Below are 24,671 nucleotides of genomic sequence, written 5' to 3' on the forward strand. Positions count from 1 at the left end.
CACTCTTGCGACCCACCAAACCGGGCCTACCGGGCTACCGGACACTCGGAGGTCCGGCCGCGTTCGAGGAGCGCGAACCTTTCCGCCCACCGATTAGCGATCTTGATGGGCGCCAACCTGCGGCAGGCTCCAGCACGACCAAAACCCCAGGATCTTCAAGCCGCGGTTTCAGGCTTCCGCCGCGGCCGGGCAGGACCTGAGGATTTCGGTTGTTGGAACGACCGAAATCCTCAGATCTTCGAGCTACCGATTCGAGCTACGAAAAGCTACCAGGCAGGACCAGGCCCGCGAATCCTGGTCGCTGGGAGGCCTATTCGAAAAGCTTCTGGCCCAGGTACTCTCCGGGCTGGACGCCCGGCGGGCAGGCGAACAGTCCGCTGCCGACATGCTGGATGTATTCGTTGAGGGCATCGTTGGCCTTGCCGGCCAGCGATTTCTGGATGGTCACGAACTGCTTGCGTGGGTCGCGCTGGTAGGCGATGAAGAACAGCCCGGCATCGAGCCGGCCCAGGTCGTCGGTGCCGTTCGTGAACGAGTACCCGCGGCGCAGGATCACGGCGCCGTCGTTATGGGATGAGTGGGCGAGTCGGACGTGGGCGTTGGGATCGATGAGCGGCTCACCGTCGGCACCTTTGGCCCCGAAATCCAGTGGGTCGAACTCGTCGCTCTTTCCGGGCGGCGCACCGCTTCCCTTGGCGCGGCCGATGACCCGCTCCTGTTCGGTGAGCGGCGTGCTGTCCCAGGGCTCGATGAGCATGCGGATACGGCGGCTGACGAGATAGCTGCCACCGGTCATCCAGGCCGGCCCGTCGCCGGGCTGAACCCAGACCTGGGTGTTCATGATGGCCGTGTCCTCGGCCCTGATGTTGGCCGTACCGTCCTTGAAACCCATCATGTTGCGCGGGGTGACCTGGGCGTTCGAGGTGGAGCTGGTGCGGCCGAACCCCAGCTGGGAGTAGCGCACCGAGGCGGTGCCGCGGGCGAGTCGGGCCAGGTTGCGGATGGCGTGCACGGCGACCTGGGGGTCGTCGGCGCAGGCCTGCACGCACAGGTCGCCACCGCTGAGGGCCGGGTTGAGCGCGTCTCCCGGAAAGGCGGGCAGGTCGGCGAGCTGCGGCGGGCGGGAGGCGGCGAGCCCGAAGCGGTCCTTGCCGGTGGCGTCGGTGAACAGGCTGGTGCCGAAGCCGAACGTGAGGGTCAGCCGGGCGGGCGACAGCCCCAGTGCCTCACCGGTGTCGTCCGGCGGTGCGCCTGGCTCGCCGGTCACCGCGCCGGTGCCGACATCCGTCCCGACGGTCAGGTGGGTGGCCGCGTTCGTCCAGGCGGTGAGCAGCGCGATCAGGTCCTCGCGGGTGGCGGTCGCGCCGAGGTCGAAGGCGGCGAAGTGCAGCCGGTCCTGAACCGGGGTGACGATGCCGGCCTGGTTCGGGCCGAAGAACGGCACCGTCTGGCCCGACTCCGGTGACCCGTCGTCCGTGGTGGAGACGGCGAAGGCGGCGGCGGTGCCACCTGCGCCGACACCCGTGCTGACGACCGCGGCGCCGCCGAGGAGCCCGACGATGCGGCGACGGCTGAAGCCGCGTGACGCGGGAGCCGGGTCCGGGTCCGGAGCCGGAGCCGGAGCCGGAGCTGGAGCTGGAGCTGGGGCCGCAGCCGGAGCTGGGGCCGCAGCCGGAGCCGCTGACGCCGGGGTCGGCGCCGAGTCCGGTGCTGGCTGACTTTCGCGGCCGTGCGGGCCGCCGGGGTCGGGTGAGGGGCTCACTTGCTGGTCACGACTCCCGCGATCTGCCCGATCGGCTCGGAGATCGCGTCGACCTCGACAGCGAGGGCCTTCACCTGCTCCGGGGTGAGGGTGTCGTAGGAGACGTAAGGGCTGCCGGGGATGTAGCCGTTGTCTCCCGGCTTGGCCAGGTGGGTGTCGAGCAGGCTCACCAGCGCCGGGAAACGCTTGTCGAGGGTGGACACCAGCTCGGGGTCCTTCTCCTGCAGGGCCGGGCGCAGCGCACTGTAGACGTACTTGGCGCCGTCGACGTTGCCGGCGAAGTCGACGAGGTCGATGCGGGAGTACCGTTCCTCCTCGCCGGTGACCTTGGACGCGGCGACCTCGTCCAGCAGCGACTTCGCCCCGTTGGCCATCACCAGGGGGGTGAGCTCCACCGTCTTGACCAGCTCGTTGAGCTTGCCGACGTTCGTGGTCAGCGCGGTCGCGAGCGGCTGTGTCCCGTCCAGGGTCTTCTGTTCGAAGAGCTTCTGCTCGATCGCGTGGAACCCGACGAACGGCGTCTCGGGGGTGGCGTCGTCGATCCGCATGTCGATCAGCGGGTCGAGGTCACCGAAGGACTCCGCGATCGGCTCGATCCGCTCGTAGTGCAGGCGCACGGCCGGGTAGGCCTCCTTCGTCTTGGCCAGGTCACCCGAGCTGATCGCCGCGACGAAGGTCGCGGTTGTGTCGACCAGCGCCTGGGTCTCGGACTCGACGTAGGTCTGGTACGAGGTGACCGCGGTCTGCAGGTTCTGGTCGAGCGTCTGCGGCGGCGCGGCCTTGCCGGTGACCTTGAGCGCGGTGCGGATGCCGTCGCCGACCATCCCGGGCTTGCAGGCCACCTGGTACTCGCCGGCTGGCAGGTCGACGATCAGATTGCGCTTCGTCGACGGGCCGACGTTCTCCACCTCGCCCATGATCCGGTCGCCAGCGGCGTAGACGTACACCTCGGTGACCTGCGACGCGGTGTTGGTGACCGCGAAGGTGTGCCGGCCCGCGGCCAGTTCGACGCTGGCCACCTCGCATTTCTTGTCGCCTGCCTTGACGGCCACCGGTCCCCCGCCGGCGCCGGCCGCCCCGGACGAGCCGGAGCTGGCCGTCTCGTCCGACGAGCAGGCCGCGGCCAGGGTCGCGGCCAGGACGACGGGACAGGCCAGGCGCAGGGCACGACTGACAGGCGATCTCACTGGTTCTCCTCAGGGGTTCTGGGCGGTGCGAAGGATCGGTCGGAGGCGGACCGCGGTGGCGGCTGCCGACGGCGCCGTCAGCTGGTCGATTCCGACGGGATGGGCGGTACCTGGCCCGCCGCGCCCGCCGGTCCCGGCTGGCTCGACTGGCTCGGCTCGCCGGAGCGGAGCCGGTGGCCGAGGAAGAAGACGGCCATGACGGGGACGAGGTAGGCGGTCCAGGCGATCGCCTGGGCGACGGTGGTCTGCGGGGTGAAGTTGAAGACGCCCTTGAGCAGCGCCCCGTACCACGAGCCGGGTGAGATCTGGTCGCTGACGTCGAAGGCGAGGGTGCCGAGGCCGCCGATGACGCCGCCTTCCTGCAGGTCGTGAACCGCGTAGGCCAGCACGCCGGCGGCGATCACGATCAGGCCGGCACCGGTCCAGGTGAAGAACCGGGCCAGGTTCAGGCGGACCGACCGCCGGTACAGCAGCCAGGCCAGGATGACCGCGGTGACGATGCCCAGGGAGAACCCGATCACGGGTGTGGTGGTGCTCCCCGCGGCCTGCACCGCCGACCAGAAGAACAACGCCGTCTCCAGCCCCTCCCGGGCCACGGCGAGGAAGGCGGTGAGGGCGACGGCGAACGCGCCGAGCTCCAGCGCCGAGGCGAGCCGTCCGTCCAGCTCGGCCCGCATGCCGCGGGCGGTGCGGCGCATCCAGAACACCATCCAGGTGACGAACAGGACCGCGATCGCCGACATCGTGCCGCCGAAGATCTCCTGGCTCCTGAAGTCGGCCAGCAGGGTCGTCGACGTGTAGGTCAACAGCGCCCCGAAGCCGACGCTGACGGCGACCGCCAGCGCGACACCGCCGCCGACGAGCACCAGCCGGTCCTGTCGGCCGACCTTGACCAGGTAGGCGATCAGGATGCTCACGACCAGCGCGGCCTCAAGGCCCTCACGCAGGCCGATCAGGTAGTTGGCGAACACGGCGCTCGATCCTCCAGATCAACAACTATCTGACGATAGTTGTGGAGGTAAGGCATACCTAATGTTCACCGAAAACGCAAGCTTGCTTTCCGCCCGCCATCGGGTCGAGCCGGCACAACGAGCCCACAGTGGGCGACTCCCCCGCACAACGCGCTGTCACAATCTGCTGGGAGACGTGGGATACCAGGCGTCGACGGGCAGCGAGCGACGAGCGACGGGAGGCATCAGTGGCCGGCCGAACTCACCCCCGCCCCAGCGGCGGCCTGGAGAACGAGGTCGTCGCCTGCCTCGCCGCCGCCGACGGGCCGATGACCGCGGCCCAGGTGCAGGCCGAGCTGGGTGATGACCTGGCCTATACGACCATCCTGACGACACTCCGACGCCTGCACGAGAAACAGGCGCTGACCCGCGTCCCGCGGGGCCGGGCCTACGCATACCAGCTGGTCGGCAGCCTGTCGGAGACCCAGGCCGGGCTAACCGCCCGCCAGATGCAGAAGCTGCTCGACGCCGGCACGGACCGCGCCAGGGTGCTGTCCCAGTTCGTCGGAACCCTCGACGAGGACTCGGAACGCATCCTGCGGGAACTGCTCGCCCGCCACCCCGGACCCGACCAGACGACGCCGGCATCCGACGCGCAGGAACAGGGGCCGCAGTGACCAGAATCGCCGTCGTGTTCGGGTTGATCATGATCCCGATCGTGGTCGGCCTCGTCGGCGGTCTGGCCGCGCCGCGCGCTGCCCGCCTGCTCCCGCCGGCGGCCGCGACCGTGCTTCTCACCACCTTCGCGGTGACGGTGTCGCTGGGCACCGAGACCGGGCTGTCGTACTCCGCCTATCTCAGTACCGTTGCCGTCTTCCCCGCCGCGCACCCGAGCGACTGGTCCATCCCGGTCCTGCGCGCGATGCTGCCGGTTCCGAGCATCGTCGGCCTGGCCGTGGGCGCGCTGGCGCTCGTCCTGCTCGGTCGGGCCGGCGTCCACCTGATCCGGGTGGTGATGGCCGCACGCCGGACCACGGCCGCGGTCAGAGCATTTCCCGCCGTGGGTGAACTGGCTGTCGTAGCCGACGATGACGCGCATGCCTACGCGGTTCCGGGCCGCCACCGCCGCGTCGTCGTCTCCACCGGCATGCTGCGCCTGCTGAGCGGCCCGCAACGCCGGGCGCTGCTCGCCCACGAGCAGGCCCACCTGCGTCATCATCACCACCGCTACGCACAGCTGACCCGCCTCGCCGCCGCGGCCAGTCCCCCGGCGGCGATGGTGACCCGCGCCGTCGACCACGCGATCGAGCGGTGGGCCGACGCCGCCGCGGTCCGCGCGGTGGGCGACCCCTCCACCGTGGCCCAGGCGCTGGGCCTGGCCGCGCTCGCCCGACCCGCGGTGCCGCCCCACCTGCTCGGTGCCGCCCACGATCATGTCGTCGACCGGGTCCAGGACCTTCTGGAGCCGCCGGCCCGCCGGACCTGGGCGGGTGTTCTGCTCACGGTCGCGACCCTGGTGTGCTGGGCCAGCACGGTCGCGGTCGTCCTCTACCTGCACGGCATCGTCGAGGTCTCCGAGGCCGCGACGGGCGGCTGACCGACGGCACCGCACGGCAGCACCGCCACCCGGCGGCACCGCCGCCCGGCACGGCACAGCCGCACGGCACGGCACGGCCGCACGGCACAGCCGCACGGCACAGCCGCACGGCACGGCACAGCCGCACAGCGGCGCGCGCTCACACCGAACTCACATCGCCGCCGGCCTACCGTGCGGTCACGGATCGACGGGTACCCGGCCCCGTCGCCGGACTCGCGGGAGGCCCTCGGCAGTGACCGGCATCGCATCGAACACGCTGGCCCTGGGGCCGGGCTTCATCAGTGCGGACAGCCTGGCCAAGGCCGGCCTGGCCGTGGTCCTGCTTGTCGTCTTCGCCGAGTCCGGGCTGTTGGTCGGCTTCTTCCTGCCCGGCGACTCGCTGTTGTTCACCCTCGGCCTGCTGATCTCCCGGGACGAGGTGTCCACGCCGCTGTGGCTCGCCTGTGCCCTCGTCGGCACCGCCGCGGCCCTGGGTGACCAGGTCGGCTACCTCTTCGGCCGGAAGGCCGGCCCCGCGCTCTTCCGCCGCCCGGACTCCCGCCTGTTCCGCCAGGAGTACGTCGACCAGGCACACGGGTTCTTCGAGAAGCACGGCCCGCGGTCGATCGTCCTGGCTCGTTTCGTCCCCGTCGTGCGGACCTTCACCCCGGTCATCGCGGGCGTCAGCGCCATGCACTACCGGGTCTTCGTCGTCTACAACATCGTCGGCGCCGTCCTGTGGGGCTGCGGCGTCACGATCCTGGGTTTCTTTCTCGGCAGGATCGACTTCATCCGGCAGAACGTCGAGGTAATTCTGCTTCTCGTCGTCGTGATCTCGGTCATTCCGATTCTGGTCGAGGTTCTGCGCGCCCGCCGCCGGAAGGCCGTGGCGGCCCGCCCGGAATCTCAGGAGCACGCCGTTCGCGGCGACGCCGGGTGACCGATCTCAGCCATCTGGATCTATACGCAGAATCCCGAGCCTCGGACTTCCGCTGCCACTCCTCCCGCTCCCGCTGCCGCTGCCGCCAAGCAAGAGGTGAGGATTTTGGCTGCCCGAACAACCGAAATCCTCATTTCTTGCGGATTACCAGGTGGCGCCATGTCCCACTTGTCGTTTGTTGGCGCGAATTTCTGTCACCGTGTGGCGGCGCGGAATCTCCGGTGGGTCACCATGCGGCGGTCCGCACTCACTCCGCGCCACCCGCCAGGTCGATATCGACGACCCCGGATCCGCCATTTCTCGGGATCGGGATGTCGACAGGCACCCCAGCCACCGATCTCAGTTCTTTCCCGGCAGCGACGGGTAGCCGGGACGCTCGCCCGCCGACGGACTCCGACCTTGGATCGTCGGTGACGGCGCTCCACCCGGGAGATCACGGGAAAACATGAAGACATGAATTCCGTCGGGCCGGGCGAAGAACTGCGCCCAGCCGGCGTCACCCCGGCACATCACCCCACCCCGCCGGGCCACTGACACCCAGACCACGAATGGACACAAGGAAAGATCCCGAAAGGGCGATCCAGCTCACTTGCGAACGAGGTGACGCGAGCCACCAACAGCGTCGACCTAAAAGTGCCCGGCTTTCAGAGAATTCACATCTTCGACGGGCAGGGTTAGTTACGTCCCTCGTTTGAGACGACGTCCGGGCCAGCTGGCGGACGATGAAACCTTCCGGCGGTGACGATGATCTTCTCCACAGTCGCGGATTCCCAGGTTCCGGACCGGCGGGCCGATGCCGGGATGACGACACGCCCCGGTCCACGGGCATCCGTGCACATCCGAGCAGGCACGCGCTCCCGGGCAGGCGTGCAGGCCACGGGTTGGATGGTGCTCACCATCGCCTGCTACCTGCTCAGCGAGATCGGTGAGATGGTCTCGGTGCCGGCACCCCAGCTGGTGATGTCGCTGGCCGTCGGAGCGGCCCTCGCCGTCACCGGGTTGGTGCACCGGCAGGTGCCGGCCTCCGCCGCCCGCTCGTCGCACGCGGTGCTCGGGGCGCTCATGGGGTCGTATCTCGTCCCGTCGCAACTGGCATCGGCGGCAGGCCAGGCACTTGCGCTGACCGTGGTCACCGCTGCCACGGTGGCCGTCTGCGCCGGGGTCGCGGTGCTGATCGCGTACCGGACCCGGACCCGCCCGGTGGATGCGGTCCTGGGCCTGATCCCCGGCGGGTCCGCGGCGATCGTCGCCTACGCGGAGGACCTCGGTGCGGACAGCCGCGTGGTCGCCTTCGCCCAGTACCTGCGGGTCGGGCTGGTCGCTTTCTCCGCCCCGATGGTCGTGCTGGCGCTGCATGGGCCGGGCGCCGGGCACGCCGCCCCCGGGTCGTTTCCGAATCTGTCCCGTCTGGTCGACTCGTCGCACCAGCTCGCCGGCCTGGCCACCCTGCTGTTCATCTGCGTGGCCGGCAGCCGCGTCGGGCGGGGCTGCCGGCTGCCTGCGCCGTCGCTGCTCGGGCCGATGCTGGTGGCCGGGGCCGTGCTGGCCACCGGTATCGCCCCCGGGTTCGCGCCCGCGGGCCCACTGCAGGACGTCGTCTGGGTCCTCGTGGGGCTCGAGGTCGGCCTGCGCTTCACCCGCCCGGCCATCCGGCACATCGGGCACCTCATACCGCACCTGCTCGGCGGCATCGTGGTGATCTGCCTGGCCTGCGCCGGTTTTGCCTGGATCCTGGCCGACCTGGCCGGGGTGCCTTTCCTGGAGGCCTACCTCGCCACCACCCCCGGCGGCATCAACGCCGTCCTCGCGACTGCCGCGGCCACCCACACCAACGTCCCCGTCGTCGCCGTCGTCCAGAGCCTGCGACTGTTCCTCGTCGTGCTCCTCACCCCGCTGGTCATCCGGTGGGCGGCCCGCCGGATGACTGGACGGCCCGCCGAACGCACCGACGTGCGGAACGGTGCGGATGATCACCGGCGCTGAGTCACTGAGTCGTCGACGCGCTTGGATACCCGGACGCCGAGATGCGCCTGCCGCCGAGGGGGTCGGCTGGTCGGGTCAGGATGCGCTGGCCGGCGTCACTCCGGCGCCGGGCGCCGCGACCCGGCGCCTCTCCCGGGTATGAGCGAAGCCCACCAGGCCGAACACGAGCGCGAGCAACCTTTCAACGATCCGTTTCGCGGCTGCCGGGGGGCATTTCTCCAGCCCTTTCACCGGCCCGGGCCCCGGCACTCCGGCGTGGTGCGCGCGGCAGCGACAACTCCGGCTCGACCGGCGGGTCCGGCTCGTCCGGCGGGTCCGGCTCGACCGGCGGGTCCGGTCGGTCCCGCCCGACCCAGGTGAGCAGGGCGGCCAACGGCGGCAGGAAGACGCAGGCCAGGACTGCCACCAGCAGCCATCCGGCGAGAACGTCGGTGGGCCAGTGCACTCCGAGGAAGATCCGGCTGATCCCCACGGCGAACGCCCACAGACCTGGGAGGACGACAGCGGAGACCCGGGTGGTCCGACGCCTCGCCCGGCGGTACAGCACCGCGGCAAGACCCACGGCGACCAGGGCCGAAGTGGTGGTGTGCCCGGACGGGAAGGCGAAACCCGAAGGGTGGGTCATCCAGTCCGCGAGCGGTGGCCGCGCCCTGCCGACAACGGTCGCCAGGGACGTCCGGAGCAGCTGAGCCATCAGCAACGCCGCAGGCGCGACGACGGCGCCCAGCCACCACCGTCCACGTCGTCCCACCGCGACCGCGCCGGCGACCGCGGCGAGACCGTACGCGCAGGCACCGACCCCGGTGTCGGTGACCGCGACGGCGATGTCGGACAACGTGGCGCTGCGGTGGTCCAGCGCCCAGCGGTGCCACCTGGCGTCAAGCGCGAACGGCTTTCCGTTTCTGCTGACGACCGCGCACAACAGCCCGGCCAGCAGGAGACCCGATACACCGGCCACCAGGCGGCGCGCGGTTTCGGTGCGGGTCCGCTCCGGCCCGGGTGCGCCCGCCGGCAGTTCGGATGCCGAGCTCACCAGCGGCCCCTCCCGGTCGTTTCGGGCGTGGCACGCACGCTCGACCGAAGACTGCTACAGCCGACATGTACGGACGATGTGAAACACATACCGCCTTTCTCCCCACGCTGTCGCAGCACCCTGGCCCCGGCCGCAGGCCGGCCCCACCGCCCGCGGCCGCCTCCTGCCTGCCGTCGCATTCAGCGGTGCTTCAGGCGTCCTCGGTCACGCTGCGGTCGCCGCGGTCACGCGGCTGAGGTCAGGACGACGACGAAGGGCTCCAGGCAATGACTCGACGGAAGAAGATGATCATTGGCGCGGCGGGAAGCGCGCTGATCGCCGCGATGGTGGGCGGCGGTGTGACCGCGGCCTCGGCATCGGGCGGCGGTGACGACAACGCGACTCCCATCACCGGGCCCGCACTGGGGCAGGCCAGCGCGGCCGCGCTGGCGTACACCGGTGGCGGGAAGGTGACCGAGACCGAGGTCGGCGACGAGGACGGCTACTACCAGGTCGAGGTCACCACACCCGACAAGGGAGTCGTGGATGTCGCCCTGGACCGCGACTTCACGGTGATCGGCGCGGTCGCGGACTCCGAGACCGGTCCCGACGACCCCGCGGACTCCGAAGGCCCCGAGGACCCCACGGACGACGTCGCCGGGTGACGTCGATCCGGTCCGCTGATCCCCGCCCTCGCGAGGTGCGGGGATCAGCCCCCCGCGGCGCAGGCAGCTGCCCCTGGCATCGCCGGCAGGGGGAAGCACACGACGAACCGCGCCCCGCGCCCGCCGACACACCGGGCGGGGGTGACACCGCCGTCGACCTCGACGGCGACGGCGGCCTCGACGTCGATGTCGACGTCCCGAAGATCGTGATCGGCGTCGTCGAGCTGGATGGTGGCGCCGTGCCGCTGGGCGATCTCCTTCGCGATCGCGAGCCCGAGCCCCGTGCCGGTCCCCCGGGTGCGGGCGGTGTCCAGGCGGGTGAACCGGTCGAAGATGCGCTCGCGGTCCTCAGGCGGCACCCCAGGTCCGTCGTCCGCCACGACGAACACCGCGGCGGTCCCGGTGGTACGGACAGTCACGGTGACTGTTGACCTGGCGTGGCGTTCGGCGTTCTCCAGCAGGTTGCGCGCCAGCCGCGCGACCTCGTCCCGCCGGCCGTGGACCGGGGCCGCCGACACTCCGGAAACATCCACGGCCACCCGGCCGAGCGAGCGCAGCCGGGCGGCCTCCGCCATGACGACGTCGTCGAGATCCAGCAGGTTCATGGCGTCCCGGCCAGGCTGGCTCCGCCTGTTCTCGGTGCGGGCGAGGAAGAGCAGATCCCGTACCAGGCGCTCCATCTGCCGGCTGCCGTCGAGCAGCTCGTCCGCGGTCGACGGCCAGTCGGCGGTGTCCGGATGGGCCAGGGCGACCTCGAGATGGGTCCGGAAGGCGGCGAGCGGGCTCTGCAGCTCATGGGCGGCGTCGGCGACGAACCGCCGCTCCCGCTCGGCCGCGGCGTGCAGCCGGTCGAGCATGTCGTTCATCGTCGACGCGAGCTGGGCGATCTCGTCACGCGCGAGCGGCACGGGTACCCGGCGCCCGCCGATGTCCCCGGTGATGTCCGCGACCTCGGCCCGGATCGCCTCCACCGGCCGCAGCGCGCGGCCGACGACCAGCCAGGTGCCCGCAGCCGCCAGCGCGACAAGCGCCGGCAGGCCCGTGACCAACGCCCCCTGCACCGTGGTGACGGCTTCCTGAACGGTCTCCACGCTGCTTCCGACGTAGATGACCAGATTGCGTTCGCCGTCCGTGGCGGCGGGCACTCGCAGCGCCCAGATCCGGTACTTCTCGGACTCGCCGCCGGACGTCCACAGAACGGTCCGCACGGCCGGATCGGAGCCGTTCGGCTCGAACGAGGTCAGCCTCGGCTGGCCCAGCACCTTCTCGCTGGCCGCGCGCACCCGGCCGGAGCTCTCGACCACCTGCGCCACATCGTCATCACCGGGCACCGGGACGACCCGGGGAACCGCGTTCGCCTCGACCATGGTCGCCAGGTCACGCAGCCGTGCCCGGTCGGCGTCGTCGTGCCCTCGGACCAGCGACCTGTTCAGGGTGAGAAGCAGCCCCGCGGCGCCGGCCGCGAGGGCGGTGGCGACCACCAGGGTCGCCACCGCGGCGGCCCGGGCGCGGACCGTCGCCCGCCGACGCCACAGGCCCCGCATCTCACCCGCCAGCCGGGTCGACGCGGTAGCCCACCAGGCGCACGGTCTGCAGGGCGCCGCGGCCGAACGGCTCGTCCACGCGGCGACGCAGCTGACGGACGTAGACCTCCACGATGTTGGGGTCGCCGTCGAAGGCGAAGTCCCACACCTGCCCCAGGATCTCCCGCTTGGAGATCACCTGGCCTGGCCGGCGCATCAGGCATTCCAGCAGGGCGAACTGCCGCGGGGTCAGCTCGATCGGCGTCTCGCCCCGCCACGCCTGGTGTGATGCGGGATCGAGGCGCAGATCGCCGGCTGTCAGCACGACCGGCCGCTCGCGGGCCCCGCGGCGCATCAGCGCCCGCAGGCGTGCGACCAGGACCACATAGGAAAACGGCTTGGTGAGGAAGTCGTCGGCGCCCGTGTCGAGTGCCTCCGCCTCGTCCAGCTCCCCGTCCTTGGCTGTCAGCATCAGGATCGGCGCCCAGTTCCCGGCCTCCCGCAGGCGGCTGCACACCGTGTAGCCGCTCAGACCGGGCAGCATCACATCCAGCACAATCGCGTCGTAGCGGTGTTCGGCGGCCCGCCACAGCCCGTCGGGGCCGGTCAGGGCGACGTCGACCGCGAACCGCTCCGCCTCCAGGCCCCGCTTCAGCGCACGTGCCAGGCTCGGGTCGTCATCCACCACGAGAATCCGCACGCCGGTCAGGGTTCCGCGTGGCGGCTGAATCCCACCTGAACGAGCCGGCGGGAACGCGGCCGCGACGGGTCCGTCCCACCCGGGCGAACCCCGTCACGCGGCGGCATGGTGGGCATGCTCAGGCGGGGTTCTCATCGGTCCCGGGGCCGGGAATGCCGACGTCGGGGGGCTGGCTGGTCGGGAGGGTGAGGGTGACGACGGCGCCGCCGTCGGGATGGTTGCTGGCCGCGGCGGTCCCGTGGTGTGCCTGGGCGGTCGCGGCGACGATGGCGAGCCCCAGGCCCGTCCCGCCGTGATCCCGGGTGCGGGCGCTGTCGGACCGGCGGAAACGTTCGAAGGCGTGCGGGAGGAATCCCGGGGGAAAGCCCGGGCCGTGGTCGCGGACCTGAACGGCGACGGCCGACCCACCCTCGGCCAGGTGGGCCACCACCTCCACGGCGGTGCCGGGTGGAGCGTGCCGGATGGCGTTGGCCAGGAGGTTGTCGACGGCCTGGCGCAGCAGGTCGGGCTCGGCGTCGACGGTCAGGATGCGGTCGGCGTCCGTCCGGATCGTGACGTCCCTGGTCTGCGCGTGGCCGGCCGCGGACCGGCTGGCCCGGTCGAGCAGGTCACCGACGGACAGCCGGCGCGGGGTGATGATGCCGCTGTCCATCCGGGCGAGCGTGAGCAGGGATTCGGCGAGCCGGATGAGGCGGTCGGTCTCCTCGGCGGCGTTGCCGACCGCTTCGACGAGGTCGTCACGCGTGCGGCCGGGGCGCCCGGCGAGGTCGAGCTCGGCCTTGAGGTTCGTCAGCGGGGTGCGCAGTTCGTGCCCGGCGTCGGCGACGAAGGCCCGGTCGCGGGCGCGGGCGGCGTTCAGCCGGCGCAGCAGGTCGTTCATCGTGGTCGCCAGCGCCGCGATCTCGTCCCGGGTGGCGGGGACGTCCAGCTCGGCGGCGCTGTCGGACTCGCTGATGGCGGCGGTCTGCCGGCGCATGCGGTCGACGGGGCGCAGCGCGGCGCCCGAGAGGAGCCAGGCCGCGAGCCCGGCGAGGGCCACCGTCGGCGCCGTCGCCGCGATCATGATGTTGCGGATCCGGTCCTCGGCGGCATCCACGAGGTCGGTCTCCGTCGCCACCACCAGGATGATCTGCTGCGGGGCGGACTGCCGCGGGGCGGACTGCCGCGGTGCGCTCTGCTGCGGTGTGGTGGGCAGCGGTGTGGTGGGCAGCGGTGTGGTGGGCAGCGGCCCGGCCAGTGCGCGTACGTCCTGCTCGTCGGTGTCCGTTCCCCGGTGCTGCTCCACCTCGAGCGTGAGCGAGGTCATGCCCGTGCGGGCGGCCGCCGCCTGGTCCCGGTCGAGCAGCGGCACCGAACCCGCGACGTCGGTCGAGGCGATGACGGTGCCGTCCGCGCGCAGGAGCTGAGCGGGCCCGGCACCGGCCTCCTTCAGCTCCGCCGCCGGATCGGACGCCTCCGGGAGCTGGGCGGCGAGGATCGAGAAGCGGGTGCGCAGGCTGGCGTCGACTGAGTTCTGCAGGTCATTGCGCAGCAGCAGGTAGAAGAGCACGCCGGCGGCGACGAGCACAAGCGAGGTGCCGAGCGCGAACAGCAGGGTCAGTCTCACTCGCAGTGGCACGAACGACGCTTCCTCTGTGATCTTCCGGTATCCGGGCGGAACGCCGGCTCCCCACGATGATGACCAGGACGGCGGGCGCTCACGCGGCCAGCGCGCCGGTGGCCAGCAGCCCGAACAGGGCCAGCCCGACCACGATCCGGTAGGCGACGAAGACGTCGAACGAATGCCGGGCCACATACCGCAGCAGCCAGGCGATGGAGGCGTAGGCGACGGCGAAGGAGACCACGGTGCCGACCACCAGCGGCAGTGCGGAGACACCGCCGCCGACCGCGTCCTTCAGCTCGTACAGGCCGGCGCCGGTCAGCGCCGGAATCGACAGGAAGAAGGACAGCCGGGTGGCTGCCACCCGGTCCAGGTCACGGACCAGCGCCGTGGACATCGTCGCCCCGGAACGGGAGAACCCGGGAAAGAGCAGGGCCAGGATCTGGGACGACCCCACGGCCATGGCATCGGTGAGATCGATGTCGTCCTCACCCCGTTTGCGCCGGCCGAACCGGTCGGCGAACCACATGAAGGCACTTCCGGCGAGCAGCGAACCCGCGACGATCCAGAGCGAGGCCAGCGGCCCGTCGATCAGTGACTTGGCGGCCAGCCCGACGGCGACCACCGGCAGCGTCGCGTAGAAGATCCAGCAGGCGAACCGGAACTCGTGGTGCTGGCGCAGCTCCCGGTCGGCCAGCCCGCGCACCCAGGCGGTCGCCAGCCGGCGGATGTCGGTGAAGAAATAGACCAGCACGGCCCCGATCGCGCCCACCTGGATGACAGCCGTGAAGGCGACGACCGACCGGTCGTCCACGGGAAGGCCCATGATCCCCTCGGTAATCTTGAGGTGACCGGTGGAGGAGATCGGAAGGAACTCCGTCACGCCCTCGACGACACCGAGAACAAGGGCCTGCCCGACACTGATGGCACTCACTGGTCGCCTTTCCTGGCGGATTCGGGCGCGGCGGCGGTCGCGCCGGTGGCAGCGGTGGCCACGGCCGCGCGGTGACGGAAGTGCACGTTAGGACCGGGATCATGTGAGGACGATGAGATTCGTCCCTGCCCGGACGCAGGCGCGGCGGCGCCCGGTGGGGTCAGTCCGTCCGGGCGCTGGTCCGCAGCCGGTAGCCGGCCCCGCGCACCGTCTCCAGCTGCGTCGTACCAAAAGGCTTGTCGATCTTGCGACGGAGATAGGCGATGTACTGGTCGACCACGTTGGAGGTTCCGTCGTAGGCGAAGTCCCAGACGTGTTCGAGGATGGCAGTGCGGCGCAGCGCCTCACCGGGATGGCGCATCAGGTATTCCAGCAGCGCGAACTCCTTCGGCGACAGGTCCAGGGGGACACCGTCGCGGCTCGCGGTGCGCGCGGCCGGGTCCAGGCGCAGCCCGTCGACGTCCAGGACGACCGGGCGCTCGTGGGCACCGCGGCGGATCAGGGCCCGGATGCGGGCGGACAGTTCCTCGAAGCTGAACGGTTTGGCCAGGTAGTCGTCGGCACCCACATCGAGCCCGCGGACGCGGTCCGTCACGGCGCCGCGGGCCGAGAGCATGAGCACCGGTGCCCAGCGCCCCGCGGCGCGCAGCCGCCGGCAGACCTCGAACCCGTCAAGGCTCGGCAGCATCAGATCGAGCACGATCACGTCGTAGGTGATCTCGGTGGCCTGCCACACGGCGTCGGCGCCGTCCGCGACGACGTCGACCGCGAACCCCTCCTCCGCCAGGCCCCGGCGCAGCAGCGCGGCGGTGCGCGTCTCGTCCTCCACCACCAGCACCCGCATGACCGAACGATAGGTCGCCGCGGATTTGAGTTCGATGTGAGCTCGACGGATGTGAGCTCGACGGATGTGAGCTCGACGGGAGCGCCTCAGCTCCTCAGCTCCTCAGCTCCCTCAGGGCCTGTGGCGGGTGCCCGCGGCGGGTCTGGCGGCGCCCGGCGCGATGGCCGGCCGCGGCGATCAGGCGGTCAGCCGGCGGCGGACTCGGACGCGTGGTGGTCGACGTCCCATTCCCGGGGCTCGGCCGGGTCGGCAGGCGGGCTTCCCGGAGGCAGCAGCGCGTACCAGCCCACGTCGTGCCAGCGGCCGGCCTTGTGGCCGACCGCGGGGTAGACACCGACCGGCCGGAACCCGAGCGCGGTGTGCAGGCCCACGCTGGCCTCGTTCGGCAGGGCGATACCGGCGAACAGGGTCACATAGCCGAGCGTTCGCACCTCGTCGATCAGCCGGGTGTAAAGCAGCCGGCCGAGCCCGCGCCGGCGCTGCCGGCCGGCGAGGTAGATCGAGACATCGGCCGACCAGCGGTAGGCCGCGCGCTCCCGGTGCTGGCTGGCGTAGGCGTAGCCGGCGACCTCGCCCTCGATCTCGGCGACGAACCAGGGCATCAACGGCCGTGCGGTCATGCGTGCGCGCACAACCTCCTCGCTGGGCACCTCCACCTCGAAGGTGATGGGTGTATCCAGCACGTAGGGCGCGTAGATGGCCCGGATCGCGGCGGCGTCGGACAGCCTCGCCGGCCTGACCACCACCTGCGAACGGCCCGCCGGAACCGCCCCGCGGGTGACGCCTGTCATGACGCCGGCCGGAGGCGGTTCGGTCGATGCACCCGCCCGACAGCGCGGGCCGGGCTGCGGACCCCGGGATGGCTCAGGTGATGCGGCACATCGACATGAAATCAGGCGGGTCGGGCCCGCGAGGGGCCTTCGCGCCCCACGAGGCCCCCTCGCCTTCAGGTACCGGCCTGCGGGCGCAGGTCGGTCAGCAGGCCGGTCAGCGCCGACCGTTCACGGTTCACGTCCGGGTGCGTCGAGCGGAGCGCGCGCAGCGCGGTGTCGATCCTGTCGTCGATCGCGGTCCAGGCTGCGCCGTCCCGCGGCTTCAGGCGGGCCTCGGCGTTGTCCCACGCGGTTTCGAGGTCACCGATGCGGGACGTGGCCGCCGACTGATGGCCGGCGTTCAGACGGTCCAGCGTGTCCTGGGTTATGGTCGCGAACTTCGAGAGGTCCCCCAGGGGCGAGAACGGTGCCGCCTGACCGCCGCCGGACGCCTGATCACTGGCCGGGGCCAGGCCCGACGTGTCGGATTCCAGCGCGGACCTGCGCAGGAAGTATCCCGTCCCCGCGGTGACGAGCACGAGGGAGACGACGACGATCGTCTGCACCAGGCCACCCCGCCCCGGCCTCGCGCCGGAGTCGGAACCCGAGCCGGAGCCGGCCGCGGCCGAACGGGTGGCCGGGGTGGCCGGGATGACGTCCGCTCTGGTGACCGAGAAATAGACGACGATGACGATGATGCCGGCCGTGAAGATCAGGCTTGTCACCGTAGCGCCCAGGCCCAGACCGCCCACATCCTGCGACTGGGAGAGATAGTCGCCGATCGACGCGCCGAGCGGTCTGGTCAGAACGTAGACCAGCCAGAAGGAAAGAACAGGATTGAGCCCGTTTCGCCATCCGGCCGCGAGGGCCGCGATCAACGCCACCATGATGACTCCCGTCATCAGGTAGCCGACCCCCAGGACCTCGGCCATGAGATCGCCGGTTGCCGTGCCGAGCGCGAAGGTGACCAGAACAGCCAGCCAGTAGAAGGCCTCACGCCGCGCGGTGAGGACGGAGTGAATCGAGAGGGTTCTCTCGACCAGGTACCACGCCAGGAAGGTGAGCCCGAGCAGACCGCCGAAGACCAGGGTGCTCGTCTCCAGCGGAACTCCGAGATTGTCCGTGAGATTGTCGGTCACCAGCGTGCCGAACACGCTCACCAGCGCCACCGCGAGCCAGTACGTCACCGGCACGTAGCGCCGCACGGTGAACTGCACGATCAGCGCACCGACGAGCAGAACCCCGGTGACGACGGATGTGCCCGTCAGGCCGAGACCGAGGTTGACGTTGAGGAAGTCGGCGGCGGATTCACCGACCGTTGTGCACAGTACCTTGATGACCCAGAAAAGCGCGGTCACCTCCGGGACCTTGCTGAGCCGTTGACGGACCGGCGCGGGAGATCCATCCGCGCGGGCCAGGCTGTGCTGTCTGGTCATGGGTCTCTTTCCTGGTCCGCCACGCCGGCGATGGAGCACGGCCGGCCATCCGGTCGGGGTGTCTATGTCACCGACAGCCTGCTCATCGCTTCATGTAAGGAACGTGTGACGGATCCGGGCAGGCGGCGCGCTATGACCGGTCGTGCCTGCCAGCTGCGCGCCGAAAGGACCCGTGACGGGTCTGGCAGGGTTCAGCGGGCTACTGGGACGCGCTCGGCAGGGCGGCCGGGACGGATACGGCACCCTCAGGCGCTTGTCGACCTGGCCGGTCGGAGAGGTAGTCTGTCCGCGTCGCTCTGAGTCTCGGTATGTGACCTCAGGCGGCGTCGTGGTCCCGCCTTCGTGGGAGCACGACGAGCGCACGGTGATCGATCAGGTCACATTGCGCTCATCCAGGTCAAGAGTGCCAGCGTCAAGTCCGGGCTTGCTGGCCGGCAACCCTCCTCCGCGGCGGGGTGCCCCCGGTTGTGACCAGGCCGCGTCCGGGTGTCGGGCGTGGCAAGTGCGGACCCTCACCGGGGTCCGATGGACCCGAAGGAGTCACGGCTGTGCCGTCTGTTCAGCCTGCCCTTGACCATCCCGCCGCCCGCGCCGCCACCGCGCCCGCCGCACAGACCGTTCCCGGCGCACGCACCGCGCCCGCGTCTCGCACCGCGCCCGCCTCTCGCACCGAGCCCGCGGCCCGGGCCATGACCACGGCGCGGGCTGTCCCGGCCAGGTTCCGCGACCGTCAGGTCCTGCCGCCCTGGGCTGGCCCGGCGGCAGCCAGCGCGGGGCACGACGCGCTGCTGCCCGTCGTCGGAGCCGATCTGGACGTCCCGCTGGTCGGCGGTGGCCGCATCCGCCATGTGAACCTCGACTACGCGGCAAGCGCACCCAGCCTCGTCGCCGTGGCCGACCAGGTGGCCCGGCTACTGCCGTACTCGGCGAGCGTGCACCGCGGAGCCGGCTTCGGCTCGCAGGTCTGCACCGCGGTGTACGAGACCGCTCGCGACGAGGTGGGCCGCTTCCTGAGCGTGCGAACGGACGACACGGTGGTGTTCACCCGCAACACCACCGATGCGGTGAACCTGCTCGCACACTGCGTCGCGCACGCGGTGGGCCGGGCCGCCCGGGTGGTGGTTCTCGATCTGGAGCATCACGCGAACCTGCTGCCGTGGTCGGCGGTGCGCCGGGAGGTGGTGGAGTCCCGAACGACTCCGGAGGAGACGCTGGACGCGCTCGTCACGGCGTTGCGCGCCGAGCCGACCGCGCTGCTCGCGGTCACCGGGGCCTCCAACGTGACCGGGGAGCGGCTGCCGCTGGCCCGGCTCGCGGCCGTCGCGCATGACGCCGGCGCCCGCCTGTTCGTCGACGCGGCCCAGCTGGCCCCGCATGCCCGGATCGACCTGGCCGGCCTCGGCATCGACTACCTGGCGTTTTCCGGCCACAAGCTGTATGCCCCGTTCGGGGCGGGGGCGCTGGTCGGCCGGCGTGACTGGCTGGATGCCGCCCCGCCCTACCTGGCCGGTGGCGGCGCGGTCCGCGAGGTCACACCGGACTCCGTCACCTGGGCGGACGCGCCGGCGCGGCACGAGGCCGGCACCCCGAACCTGCCCGGCGTGGCGGCGCTGGCGACCGCCTGCCGCACGCTGGCCCAACTGCCCGCGGAGACACTCGCCGCGCACGATCTGGCCCTGCGGCACCGCCTGGCGGACGGGCTCGGCGCTCTGCCCGGCGTCCGGGTGCTGGCCTGCTGGCCCGCCGCCGGCACGGACGGGACGCGCGCTCCGGTCGGTGTCGTCACGTTCACACTCTCCGGGCATCACCCGGACGCCGTCGCCGTGTATCTCGCCGCCGAGCACGGCATCAGCCTGCGCGCCGGCCGGTTCTGCGCGCATCCGCTGCTGCGGCGGCTCGGAGCCCCCGGCGGCGCGCTGCGCGCCAGTGTCGGCGTCGGTTCGACCACCGCCGATGTCGACCAGCTCATCGAGGCACTGGACGAATACCTGGCCGGAGGCCCCCGCTGGGGTTACACGTGCGGCCCGGGCGGCTGGGCTCCGACTCCGGACGATCGGGCCCTGCCCGAATGGGTGGCATCGACCCCGGCCGCCCGGGTGCCTGCCACCTCGCCCTGCGGCACCTGATCTCCGATCTCCCCCGCGGGGTGAGCGGACAGCCCAACGCGGGTTTGCCAGTTCGGCAAACAATGTTGGAGGACGGACGCACCCTGGGCGAGAGTGGCCCAATGATCGACAGACTGACCGCCGAATCGCCCGTGCCCGCACCCGCACCCGACGCCGCCTCGCCCGACGTCCTCTCCCCCGCCGACGGCTATCTCGGGAACCTCGCGGTGCAGGCGGAGTGGGACAGGAGGTACGTCGAGCGGGAGCGGCTGTGGAGCGGGCAGCCCAACGGCGCCCTGGTAGCCGAGGTCTCCGGGCTCACACCCGGACGGGTCCTTGACGTCGGCTGCGGCGAGGGTGCGGACGCCGTCTGGCTCGCGAACCGCGGCTGGGACGTGACCGCGCTCGAGGTCTCGGGTGTCGCGCTGCGGAGAGCGGCCGAGCACGCCCGTGACGCCGGTGTGACGGCACGATGGGTGCACGCCGAACTGACGGAGGCGGCGCCGGCAGTGCTGCCACCGGCGTCCTTCGACCTCGTCTCCGCGCAGTACCCGGCCCTGTTGCGCACCCCCGACGCCGCCGCCGAACGGGCCCTGCTCGCCGCCGTCGCGCCCGGCGGCCTGCTGCTGCTCGTGCACCACGCCGGCATGGACGTCCAGCCGGTGCACGACGGCGGCTTCAACCCGGCCGACTACGTCTGGCCCTCGATGGTCGCCGCGCTGCTCGACGACGACTGGGTGGTGGAGTGCGACGAGCAGCGCCCGCGGATCGCGCCCGAGGGCGGGGCGGGTGCGCACCACACCGACGATGTGGTTCTGCGCGCCCGCCGGCTGCGCTGATCCGAGTGGCCATCGGCTACGTGATTCGCCGTCAAGGTGTGTTCAGTGCGCTCACGGGGGTGAGACGGGCCGCGCGGATGGCCGGGTAGATACCCGCGACCACGCCGATCGGGAGGGTGACGACCAGGCCGCCCAGCCAGGCGACCAGCGGAATGGCCACCGGCCAGTGCTGGGTTGCCGCGTACCCCGCCGTGGCGAGGGAGCCCAGCAGGACACCACCGAGCCCACCGAGGGCTGCCAACAGCAGCGACTCGGTGAGGAACTGCAGGCGGATCTGGCCCCGGGTCGCGCCGAGGGCACGTCGCAGCCCGATCTCGCCCCGCCGTTCCAACACCGAGATGACCATGGTGTTGGCCACGCCGACCCCGCCGACCACGAGGGCGACCGCGCCCAGCCCCAGCAGAAGACGGTCCAGCGTGTGGCGGGTGGCACGCTGCGCGGCCAGGGCGTCCGACGGGCGCGAGACCCGGACCTCGTACGGGTTCTGGGGGTTCACGCTCGCCGGCAGGACCGTGCGGACCGCCTCGACCTGCGGCTCCGCGGAGCGCGTGTACAACATCGTGGGATGTCCGTCGAAGCCCAGATAGGTCTCGGCGGCGCCCCAGCCAACCAGGGCGGCGTTGTCCAGTTCGGGGGCGAGCGGGACGGGCTCGAGCACACCGAGGACACCGAACCACTGACCGCCCAGCCAGACCCGCAGGCCGGCCTGGTGAATCGCGAGTTTCGTGGCCGCGCGGGAGCCGAGGACGACCGCCGGCACCTTTGACGTCCCCTGGTCAAGCCAGCGGCCTTCGGCCATGGCACCGCCCACCGCCACCGGCAGCCCCGGCTGGGCGGCCAGCACCGCGATCGCGCTGGTGTTCCCGGCGTCGACGTGATCGTTGCGGTAGATCGCGGCGTTGATCCGCCCGGTCGCGGACACCGAGGACACCGGTCCTATCCGGGCCGCCATCCGAATGGACTCGGTCGGCAGGCGGGCCTTGCCTCCCAGTGCGGTCTGCCCGGGTTCGACGGTGAGCAGGTTGGTGCCGAGCGCGGCCAGCTGCCGGTCCAGGTCGGCACGGCTGGACGAGGAGACACCGAGGACGGCGACCAACGCGGCGACGCCGAGCGCGATCCCCAGGGCTGCCAGCCCGACCCGCAACGGCCGGGAGCGCAGGCCGGCGGAGCCGGTCCGGAGTGTGTCGGCAACGCCGAGCCGCGCCGGCTGCAACACCTCGGGTCGGGGTACCTCGGGCCGAGGTGTCCCAGGCTGCGGCGCCTCGGGCCGCGGCGTTTCGCGCTGGGGTGGTGTGGGCTCCATCAGACCACCCGTCCATCACGCAGCCGGATCTCGCGCGGGAGCCGCTCGGCGATGTCCCGGTCGTGCGTGATCACGACGACGGTGGTGCCGGTGGAGTGCAGATCCTGCAGGATGTCCAGCACGGCGGCCCCCGAGGCTGTGTCCAGGTTGCCGGTCGGCTCGTCCGTCAGCAGCAGGCTGGGGGCGCCGACCACCGCACGGGCGATGGCGACCCGCTGCCGCTCCCCGCCGGAGAGCTCGTGGGGCCGGTGCCGAAGCCGGTGCCCGAGCCCGACCCTTTCCAGCGCCGCCTCGGCCCGCCGGCGCCGTTCACGAATCGCGACACCGGCGTACAGCAGCCCGTCGGCCACGTTGTCCAGGCAGGGCACGCCCTCGGCGAGGTGGAAGCTCTGGAAGACGAAGCCGATGCGGCGCGCCCGCAACGCCGCCAGACGGCGGTCGGGCAGCGCGGCGACGTCGTGACCGTCCAGGTACACACGCCCGGTGGACGGCCGGTCGAGGGTGCCCATGATCTGGAGCATCGTCGACTTCCCGGAGCCGGAGCGGCCGACGACAGCCACCATCTCCCCGCGGTCGATGGTCAGGTCGACGTCGCGCAGCGCGACGACACCGCCCGCGTACAGCTTGGAGACGCCCTCCATCCGCACCACCGCGGTGGCACTCGGGCCTGCGCTCACCTCGGCACCCGCACCGGTACTCAGGTCGGTACCCGTGCCGGCGCTCACGTCGGCACCGTCACTTTCAGACCGGCCCTGACCTCGGTGCCGCTGACCTCGACCCGGCCGTCCGCGAACAGGCCGGTCCGCACCGGGATCATCCGGGTTCCGCCACCGTCGGCGACGACCTCCAGCGCGTAGCCACCCTCGATCGTCGCGAGCAGCGCCGTCACCGGAACCACCAGTACGTCCGCCCGCTCTGCCAGGACGTGCCGCAGTTTGACGGGAGCCTGGTCCAGCGCACCGACCGCACCCTGGTCGGCGATGGTCACGGTGATCGGCACCGTCGTCTGCTGTGCTCCCCCGCCACCACCGGCCCCGCCGCCACCGTTTCCGGTCCCGCCGGCGGAGCTGTCCGCGCCGGCGTCCGGCTGACTGGCCGACTGCTGGGTGCCGACGTCCGCGACGACGCCGGAGACGGCCGTGCCGGACGGCAGCACGACGTCCACCGCACCGCCGCGAACCGCCCAGGCGGTGTTCTGCGCCGGGACCTGAGCGGTCACCATCTTCGTCGTCGCGGTGCAGGTGAGGATCTGCCCGGTCGCGCTCGCGCCGAGGCGGGCCACCCGGCTGGCCACCCGGACCGGGCCGGGCCGGTAGATGACATCGGCGATCTCCACCGTGCCGGTCTGGTTGCGGTGCAGATCCCGCTGCCAGCGCCGGACGGCAGCACCCGTGTCAGCCGTGTAGCGCTCGTCGACCCGGAAGCCGGTGTACCCGAGCTCGCTCAGGTTCCGTTCGAACTGCTCGACGTCCGCGCCGACCGTGTCGGGCGCGAGCTGGCGGTACATCGGCAGCTCGCCGAACAGCAGCACCACCGGCTGTTCGTCCGCGCGCAGCAGCGGTTGGCCGCGGTCCACCGTGCCACCGGCGGCGGGCAGCCAGGTGAGGGTGCCACTCGCCCGGGAATCGACCGGCTGGGTCGGGCCGTGGCTGAGCGTTCCGTCGACGAAGGCGGTCTGTACCAGGTCGGTGCGGATGACCTCGGCGGTGTCCGTGGGCGGTGCCGCCGCGGCCGGTGCCTCCGACGACCCGCCCGACCCGACGCTCACGATCACCAGACCGCCGGTGAGGGCGAGCGCGGCCGCCGCCCCGCCCACGACCAGGCCGGTGCGTCTCCTCACCCGCCCACCGTCCCGCCGGTGCTGGACGGATTGACCTGCTGCTGGCAGGCGAGCACGGCCGAGGCCACGTTCGGGTCATCCTTGATCCGGGCGGCGAACTGGTCACTGACCCGCGATTCGCCGGTCACCGGGTCGGGGTCCGGGTAGTCCGGCACGCCGCGGCCGCGGATGCACTCCGCCAGCTTCCGCTGGTTCTCGATGGCGTCCTGGTCGGGCCGCTCCGCGTCGAAGACGGCCTGCAGCAGGGACCGGCACTTCTGCGAGGCGGCGTCCACGACCCCGAGGTTCGTCCGCACCTTGTCGATCTGCGGCATGCCTTCCTCGGTCGGCTGGTCGAGCAGGGTGACGCCGTTCGTCACGAGGCAGTCTCGATACCGCCTGATCTGGCTGTCGCGATCGGTCCCGGCGGCGGGGGCCGTCGTGGCGCCGTTCGCGACGGACGCCACCTGCGGCGATTCGCTGTCGCCTCCGCAACCGGCGGGCAGGACCAACGCGGCCAGCCCGATCACAAGCGCGGGGCCCAGCAGCGCTCTCCGCCGCCGACTCACTCCAGGACCTGGCGTGTTCTTCATGTCACGGATACAACCCGCGCGGAGATAAAGTCACCGTAAGCGACGACACTTACGCAGTTCTTATCCCGTTCTCCTCGACAATCACCGC

22 protein-coding genes and 1 riboswitch are annotated in these 24,671 nt (G+C 71.6%); of the genes, 7 read left to right on the forward strand and 15 right to left on the reverse strand.

The features are described 5' to 3' along the window. Positions 1–310: 310 nt before the first annotated feature. From efeB to efeU, 3 genes are all read right to left on the reverse strand, one after another. Positions 311–1,762 carry an iron uptake transporter deferrochelatase/peroxidase subunit gene (gene efeB, locus AWX74_RS09885; RefSeq protein ID WP_091274058.1) on the reverse strand — a complete coding sequence of 484 codons (1,452 nt, stop codon included), beginning with the start codon at positions 1,760–1,762 and terminating at the stop codon, positions 311–313. Continuing rightward, positions 1,759–2,949: an iron uptake system protein EfeO gene (gene efeO, locus AWX74_RS09890; RefSeq protein ID WP_091274061.1), complete on the reverse strand. Its 1,191-nt coding sequence runs from the start codon at positions 2,947–2,949 to the stop codon at positions 1,759–1,761. The genes efeB and efeO overlap by 4 nt, the downstream gene beginning before the upstream one ends. A 77-nt stretch (positions 2,950–3,026) precedes the next feature. Continuing rightward, positions 3,027–3,920 carry an iron uptake transporter permease EfeU gene (efeU, locus tag AWX74_RS09895; RefSeq protein WP_091274063.1) on the reverse strand — a complete coding sequence of 298 codons (894 nt, stop codon included), beginning with the start codon at positions 3,918–3,920 and terminating at the stop codon, positions 3,027–3,029. Positions 3,921–4,147: 227 nt separating this feature from the next. Between efeU and AWX74_RS09900 the strand changes: the two genes are divergently transcribed. The 4 genes from AWX74_RS09900 to AWX74_RS09915 all read left to right on the forward strand — a co-directional run bounded on the left by AWX74_RS09900 (position 4,148) and on the right by AWX74_RS09915 (position 8,398). Next, positions 4,148–4,576: a BlaI/MecI/CopY family transcriptional regulator gene (locus tag AWX74_RS09900; protein ID WP_091274066.1), complete on the forward strand. Its 429-nt coding sequence runs from the start codon at positions 4,148–4,150 to the stop codon at positions 4,574–4,576. Next, positions 4,573–5,496, forward strand: coding sequence for a M56 family metallopeptidase (locus tag AWX74_RS09905; RefSeq protein ID WP_091274068.1), 924 nt, complete (start codon positions 4,573–4,575; stop codon positions 5,494–5,496). Before AWX74_RS09900 ends, AWX74_RS09905 begins: the two co-directional genes overlap by 4 nt. Before the next feature lie 232 nt (positions 5,497–5,728). Continuing rightward, positions 5,729–6,415 carry a DedA family protein gene (locus tag AWX74_RS09910; RefSeq protein WP_091274071.1) on the forward strand — a complete coding sequence of 229 codons (687 nt, stop codon included), beginning with the start codon at positions 5,729–5,731 and terminating at the stop codon, positions 6,413–6,415. A gap of 744 nt (positions 6,416–7,159) precedes the next feature. Beyond that, the gene (locus AWX74_RS09915) at positions 7,160–8,398 is read left to right on the forward strand and encodes an AbrB family transcriptional regulator (RefSeq protein WP_242666159.1); all 1,239 of its coding nucleotides are present in this window, start codon (positions 7,160–7,162) and stop codon (positions 8,396–8,398) included. Between the two features lie 181 nt (positions 8,399–8,579). On the opposite strand, the gene AWX74_RS09920 is transcribed toward AWX74_RS09915, so the two are convergent. Beyond that, a complete protein-coding gene (locus tag AWX74_RS09920; protein ID WP_091274074.1) occupies positions 8,580–9,431 on the reverse strand; it encodes a phosphatase PAP2 family protein in 852 nt (283 codons plus the stop codon). A gap of 266 nt (positions 9,432–9,697) precedes the next feature. Between AWX74_RS09920 and AWX74_RS09925 the strand changes: the two genes are divergently transcribed. Beyond that, on the forward strand, positions 9,698–10,075 hold the full coding sequence (locus AWX74_RS09925) for a PepSY domain-containing protein (protein ID WP_479724494.1): 378 nt from the start codon (positions 9,698–9,700) through the stop codon (positions 10,073–10,075). Positions 10,076–10,119: 44 nt separating this feature from the next. Here the strand turns inward: AWX74_RS09925 and AWX74_RS09930 are convergent, their stop codons facing one another. From AWX74_RS09930 to AWX74_RS09960, 7 genes are all read right to left on the reverse strand, one after another. Next, entirely contained in the window at positions 10,120–11,619 is a 1,500-nt protein-coding gene (locus AWX74_RS09930) for a sensor histidine kinase (protein ID WP_091274077.1), read from the reverse strand. A 1-nt stretch (position 11,620) separates the two neighbouring features. Continuing rightward, complete coding sequence (locus AWX74_RS09935) at positions 11,621–12,283, reverse strand: response regulator transcription factor (RefSeq protein WP_242666160.1); 663 nt, start codon at positions 12,281–12,283, stop codon at positions 11,621–11,623. 133 nt (positions 12,284–12,416) lie between these two features. Further along, on the reverse strand, positions 12,417–13,916 hold the full coding sequence (locus tag AWX74_RS09940) for a sensor histidine kinase (RefSeq protein ID WP_091274081.1): 1,500 nt from the start codon (positions 13,914–13,916) through the stop codon (positions 12,417–12,419). Positions 13,917–13,995: 79 nt separating this feature from the next. Next, positions 13,996–14,832, reverse strand: a complete 837-nt coding sequence (locus tag AWX74_RS09945; RefSeq protein ID WP_091274083.1) for an undecaprenyl-diphosphate phosphatase — start codon at positions 14,830–14,832, stop codon at positions 13,996–13,998. Between the two features lie 160 nt (positions 14,833–14,992). Next, a complete protein-coding gene (locus tag AWX74_RS09950) occupies positions 14,993–15,676 on the reverse strand; it encodes a response regulator transcription factor (protein WP_091274086.1) in 684 nt (227 codons plus the stop codon). A gap of 185 nt (positions 15,677–15,861) precedes the next feature. Beyond that, on the reverse strand, positions 15,862–16,467 hold the full coding sequence (locus tag AWX74_RS09955) for a GNAT family N-acetyltransferase (protein ID WP_091274090.1): 606 nt from the start codon (positions 16,465–16,467) through the stop codon (positions 15,862–15,864). A 155-nt stretch (positions 16,468–16,622) separates the two neighbouring features. Next, positions 16,623–17,924, reverse strand: a complete 1,302-nt coding sequence (locus AWX74_RS09960; protein ID WP_091274093.1) for a COG4705 family protein — start codon at positions 17,922–17,924, stop codon at positions 16,623–16,625. A gap of 395 nt (positions 17,925–18,319) precedes the next feature. Further along, positions 18,320–18,435, forward strand: a riboswitch (SAM riboswitch). Positions 18,436–18,472: 37 nt separating this feature from the next. On the opposite strand from AWX74_RS09960, the gene AWX74_RS09965 reads away from it, so the two are divergent. Together AWX74_RS09965 and AWX74_RS09970 are read left to right on the forward strand one after the other, a co-directional pair. After that, on the forward strand, positions 18,473–20,050 hold the full coding sequence (locus AWX74_RS09965) for an aminotransferase class V-fold PLP-dependent enzyme (RefSeq protein WP_091274096.1): 1,578 nt from the start codon (positions 18,473–18,475) through the stop codon (positions 20,048–20,050). Between the two features lie 101 nt (positions 20,051–20,151). Continuing rightward, on the forward strand, positions 20,152–20,868 hold the full coding sequence (locus AWX74_RS09970) for a class I SAM-dependent methyltransferase (protein ID WP_226931276.1): 717 nt from the start codon (positions 20,152–20,154) through the stop codon (positions 20,866–20,868). Positions 20,869–20,899: 31 nt separating this feature from the next. Here AWX74_RS09970 and AWX74_RS09975 read toward each other — a convergent pair whose 3' ends face one another. The 4 genes from AWX74_RS09975 to AWX74_RS09990 all read right to left on the reverse strand — a co-directional run bounded on the left by AWX74_RS09975 (position 20,900) and on the right by AWX74_RS09990 (position 24,559). Beyond that, complete coding sequence (locus tag AWX74_RS09975; RefSeq protein WP_242666161.1) at positions 20,900–22,084, reverse strand: ABC transporter permease; 1,185 nt, start codon at positions 22,082–22,084, stop codon at positions 20,900–20,902. A gap of 86 nt (positions 22,085–22,170) precedes the next feature. Next, on the reverse strand, positions 22,171–22,896 hold the full coding sequence (locus tag AWX74_RS09980; RefSeq protein ID WP_311984605.1) for an ABC transporter ATP-binding protein: 726 nt from the start codon (positions 22,894–22,896) through the stop codon (positions 22,171–22,173). Next, a complete protein-coding gene (locus tag AWX74_RS09985; protein WP_091274104.1) occupies positions 22,893–24,011 on the reverse strand; it encodes a peptidoglycan-binding protein in 1,119 nt (372 codons plus the stop codon). Before AWX74_RS09985 ends, AWX74_RS09980 begins: the two co-directional genes overlap by 4 nt. Then, positions 24,008–24,559, reverse strand: coding sequence for a hypothetical protein (locus tag AWX74_RS09990; RefSeq protein ID WP_131799441.1), 552 nt, complete (start codon positions 24,557–24,559; stop codon positions 24,008–24,010). The genes AWX74_RS09985 and AWX74_RS09990 overlap by 4 nt, the downstream gene beginning before the upstream one ends. Positions 24,560–24,671: the final 112 nt, after the last annotated feature.

This window comes from Parafrankia irregularis (assembly GCF_001536285.1).
GTDB classification, from domain to species: Bacteria; Actinomycetota; Actinomycetes; order Frankiales; family Frankiaceae; genus Parafrankia; species Parafrankia irregularis.

Bases quoted from the DNA above. Each gene is read 5' to 3' on its own strand.
- AWX74_RS09915 (WP_242666159.1), top strand. From the start codon at position 7,160: ATGATCTTCTCCACAGTCGCGGATTCCCAGGTTCCGGACCGGCGGGCC.
- AWX74_RS09925 (WP_479724494.1), top strand. From the start codon at position 9,698: ATGACTCGACGGAAGAAGATGATCATTGGCGCGGCGGGAAGCGCGCTG.
- AWX74_RS09930 (WP_091274077.1), bottom strand. From the start codon at position 11,619: ATGCGGGGCCTGTGGCGTCGGCGGGCGACGGTCCGCGCCCGGGCCGCC.
- AWX74_RS09950 (WP_091274086.1), bottom strand. From the start codon at position 15,676: ATGCGGGTGCTGGTGGTGGAGGACGAGACGCGCACCGCCGCGCTGCTG.
- AWX74_RS09955 (WP_091274090.1), bottom strand. From the start codon at position 16,467: ATGACAGGCGTCACCCGCGGGGCGGTTCCGGCGGGCCGTTCGCAGGTG.
- AWX74_RS09960 (WP_091274093.1), bottom strand. From the start codon at position 17,924: ATGACCAGACAGCACAGCCTGGCCCGCGCGGATGGATCTCCCGCGCCG.
- AWX74_RS09970 (WP_226931276.1), top strand. From the start codon at position 20,152: ATGATCGACAGACTGACCGCCGAATCGCCCGTGCCCGCACCCGCACCC.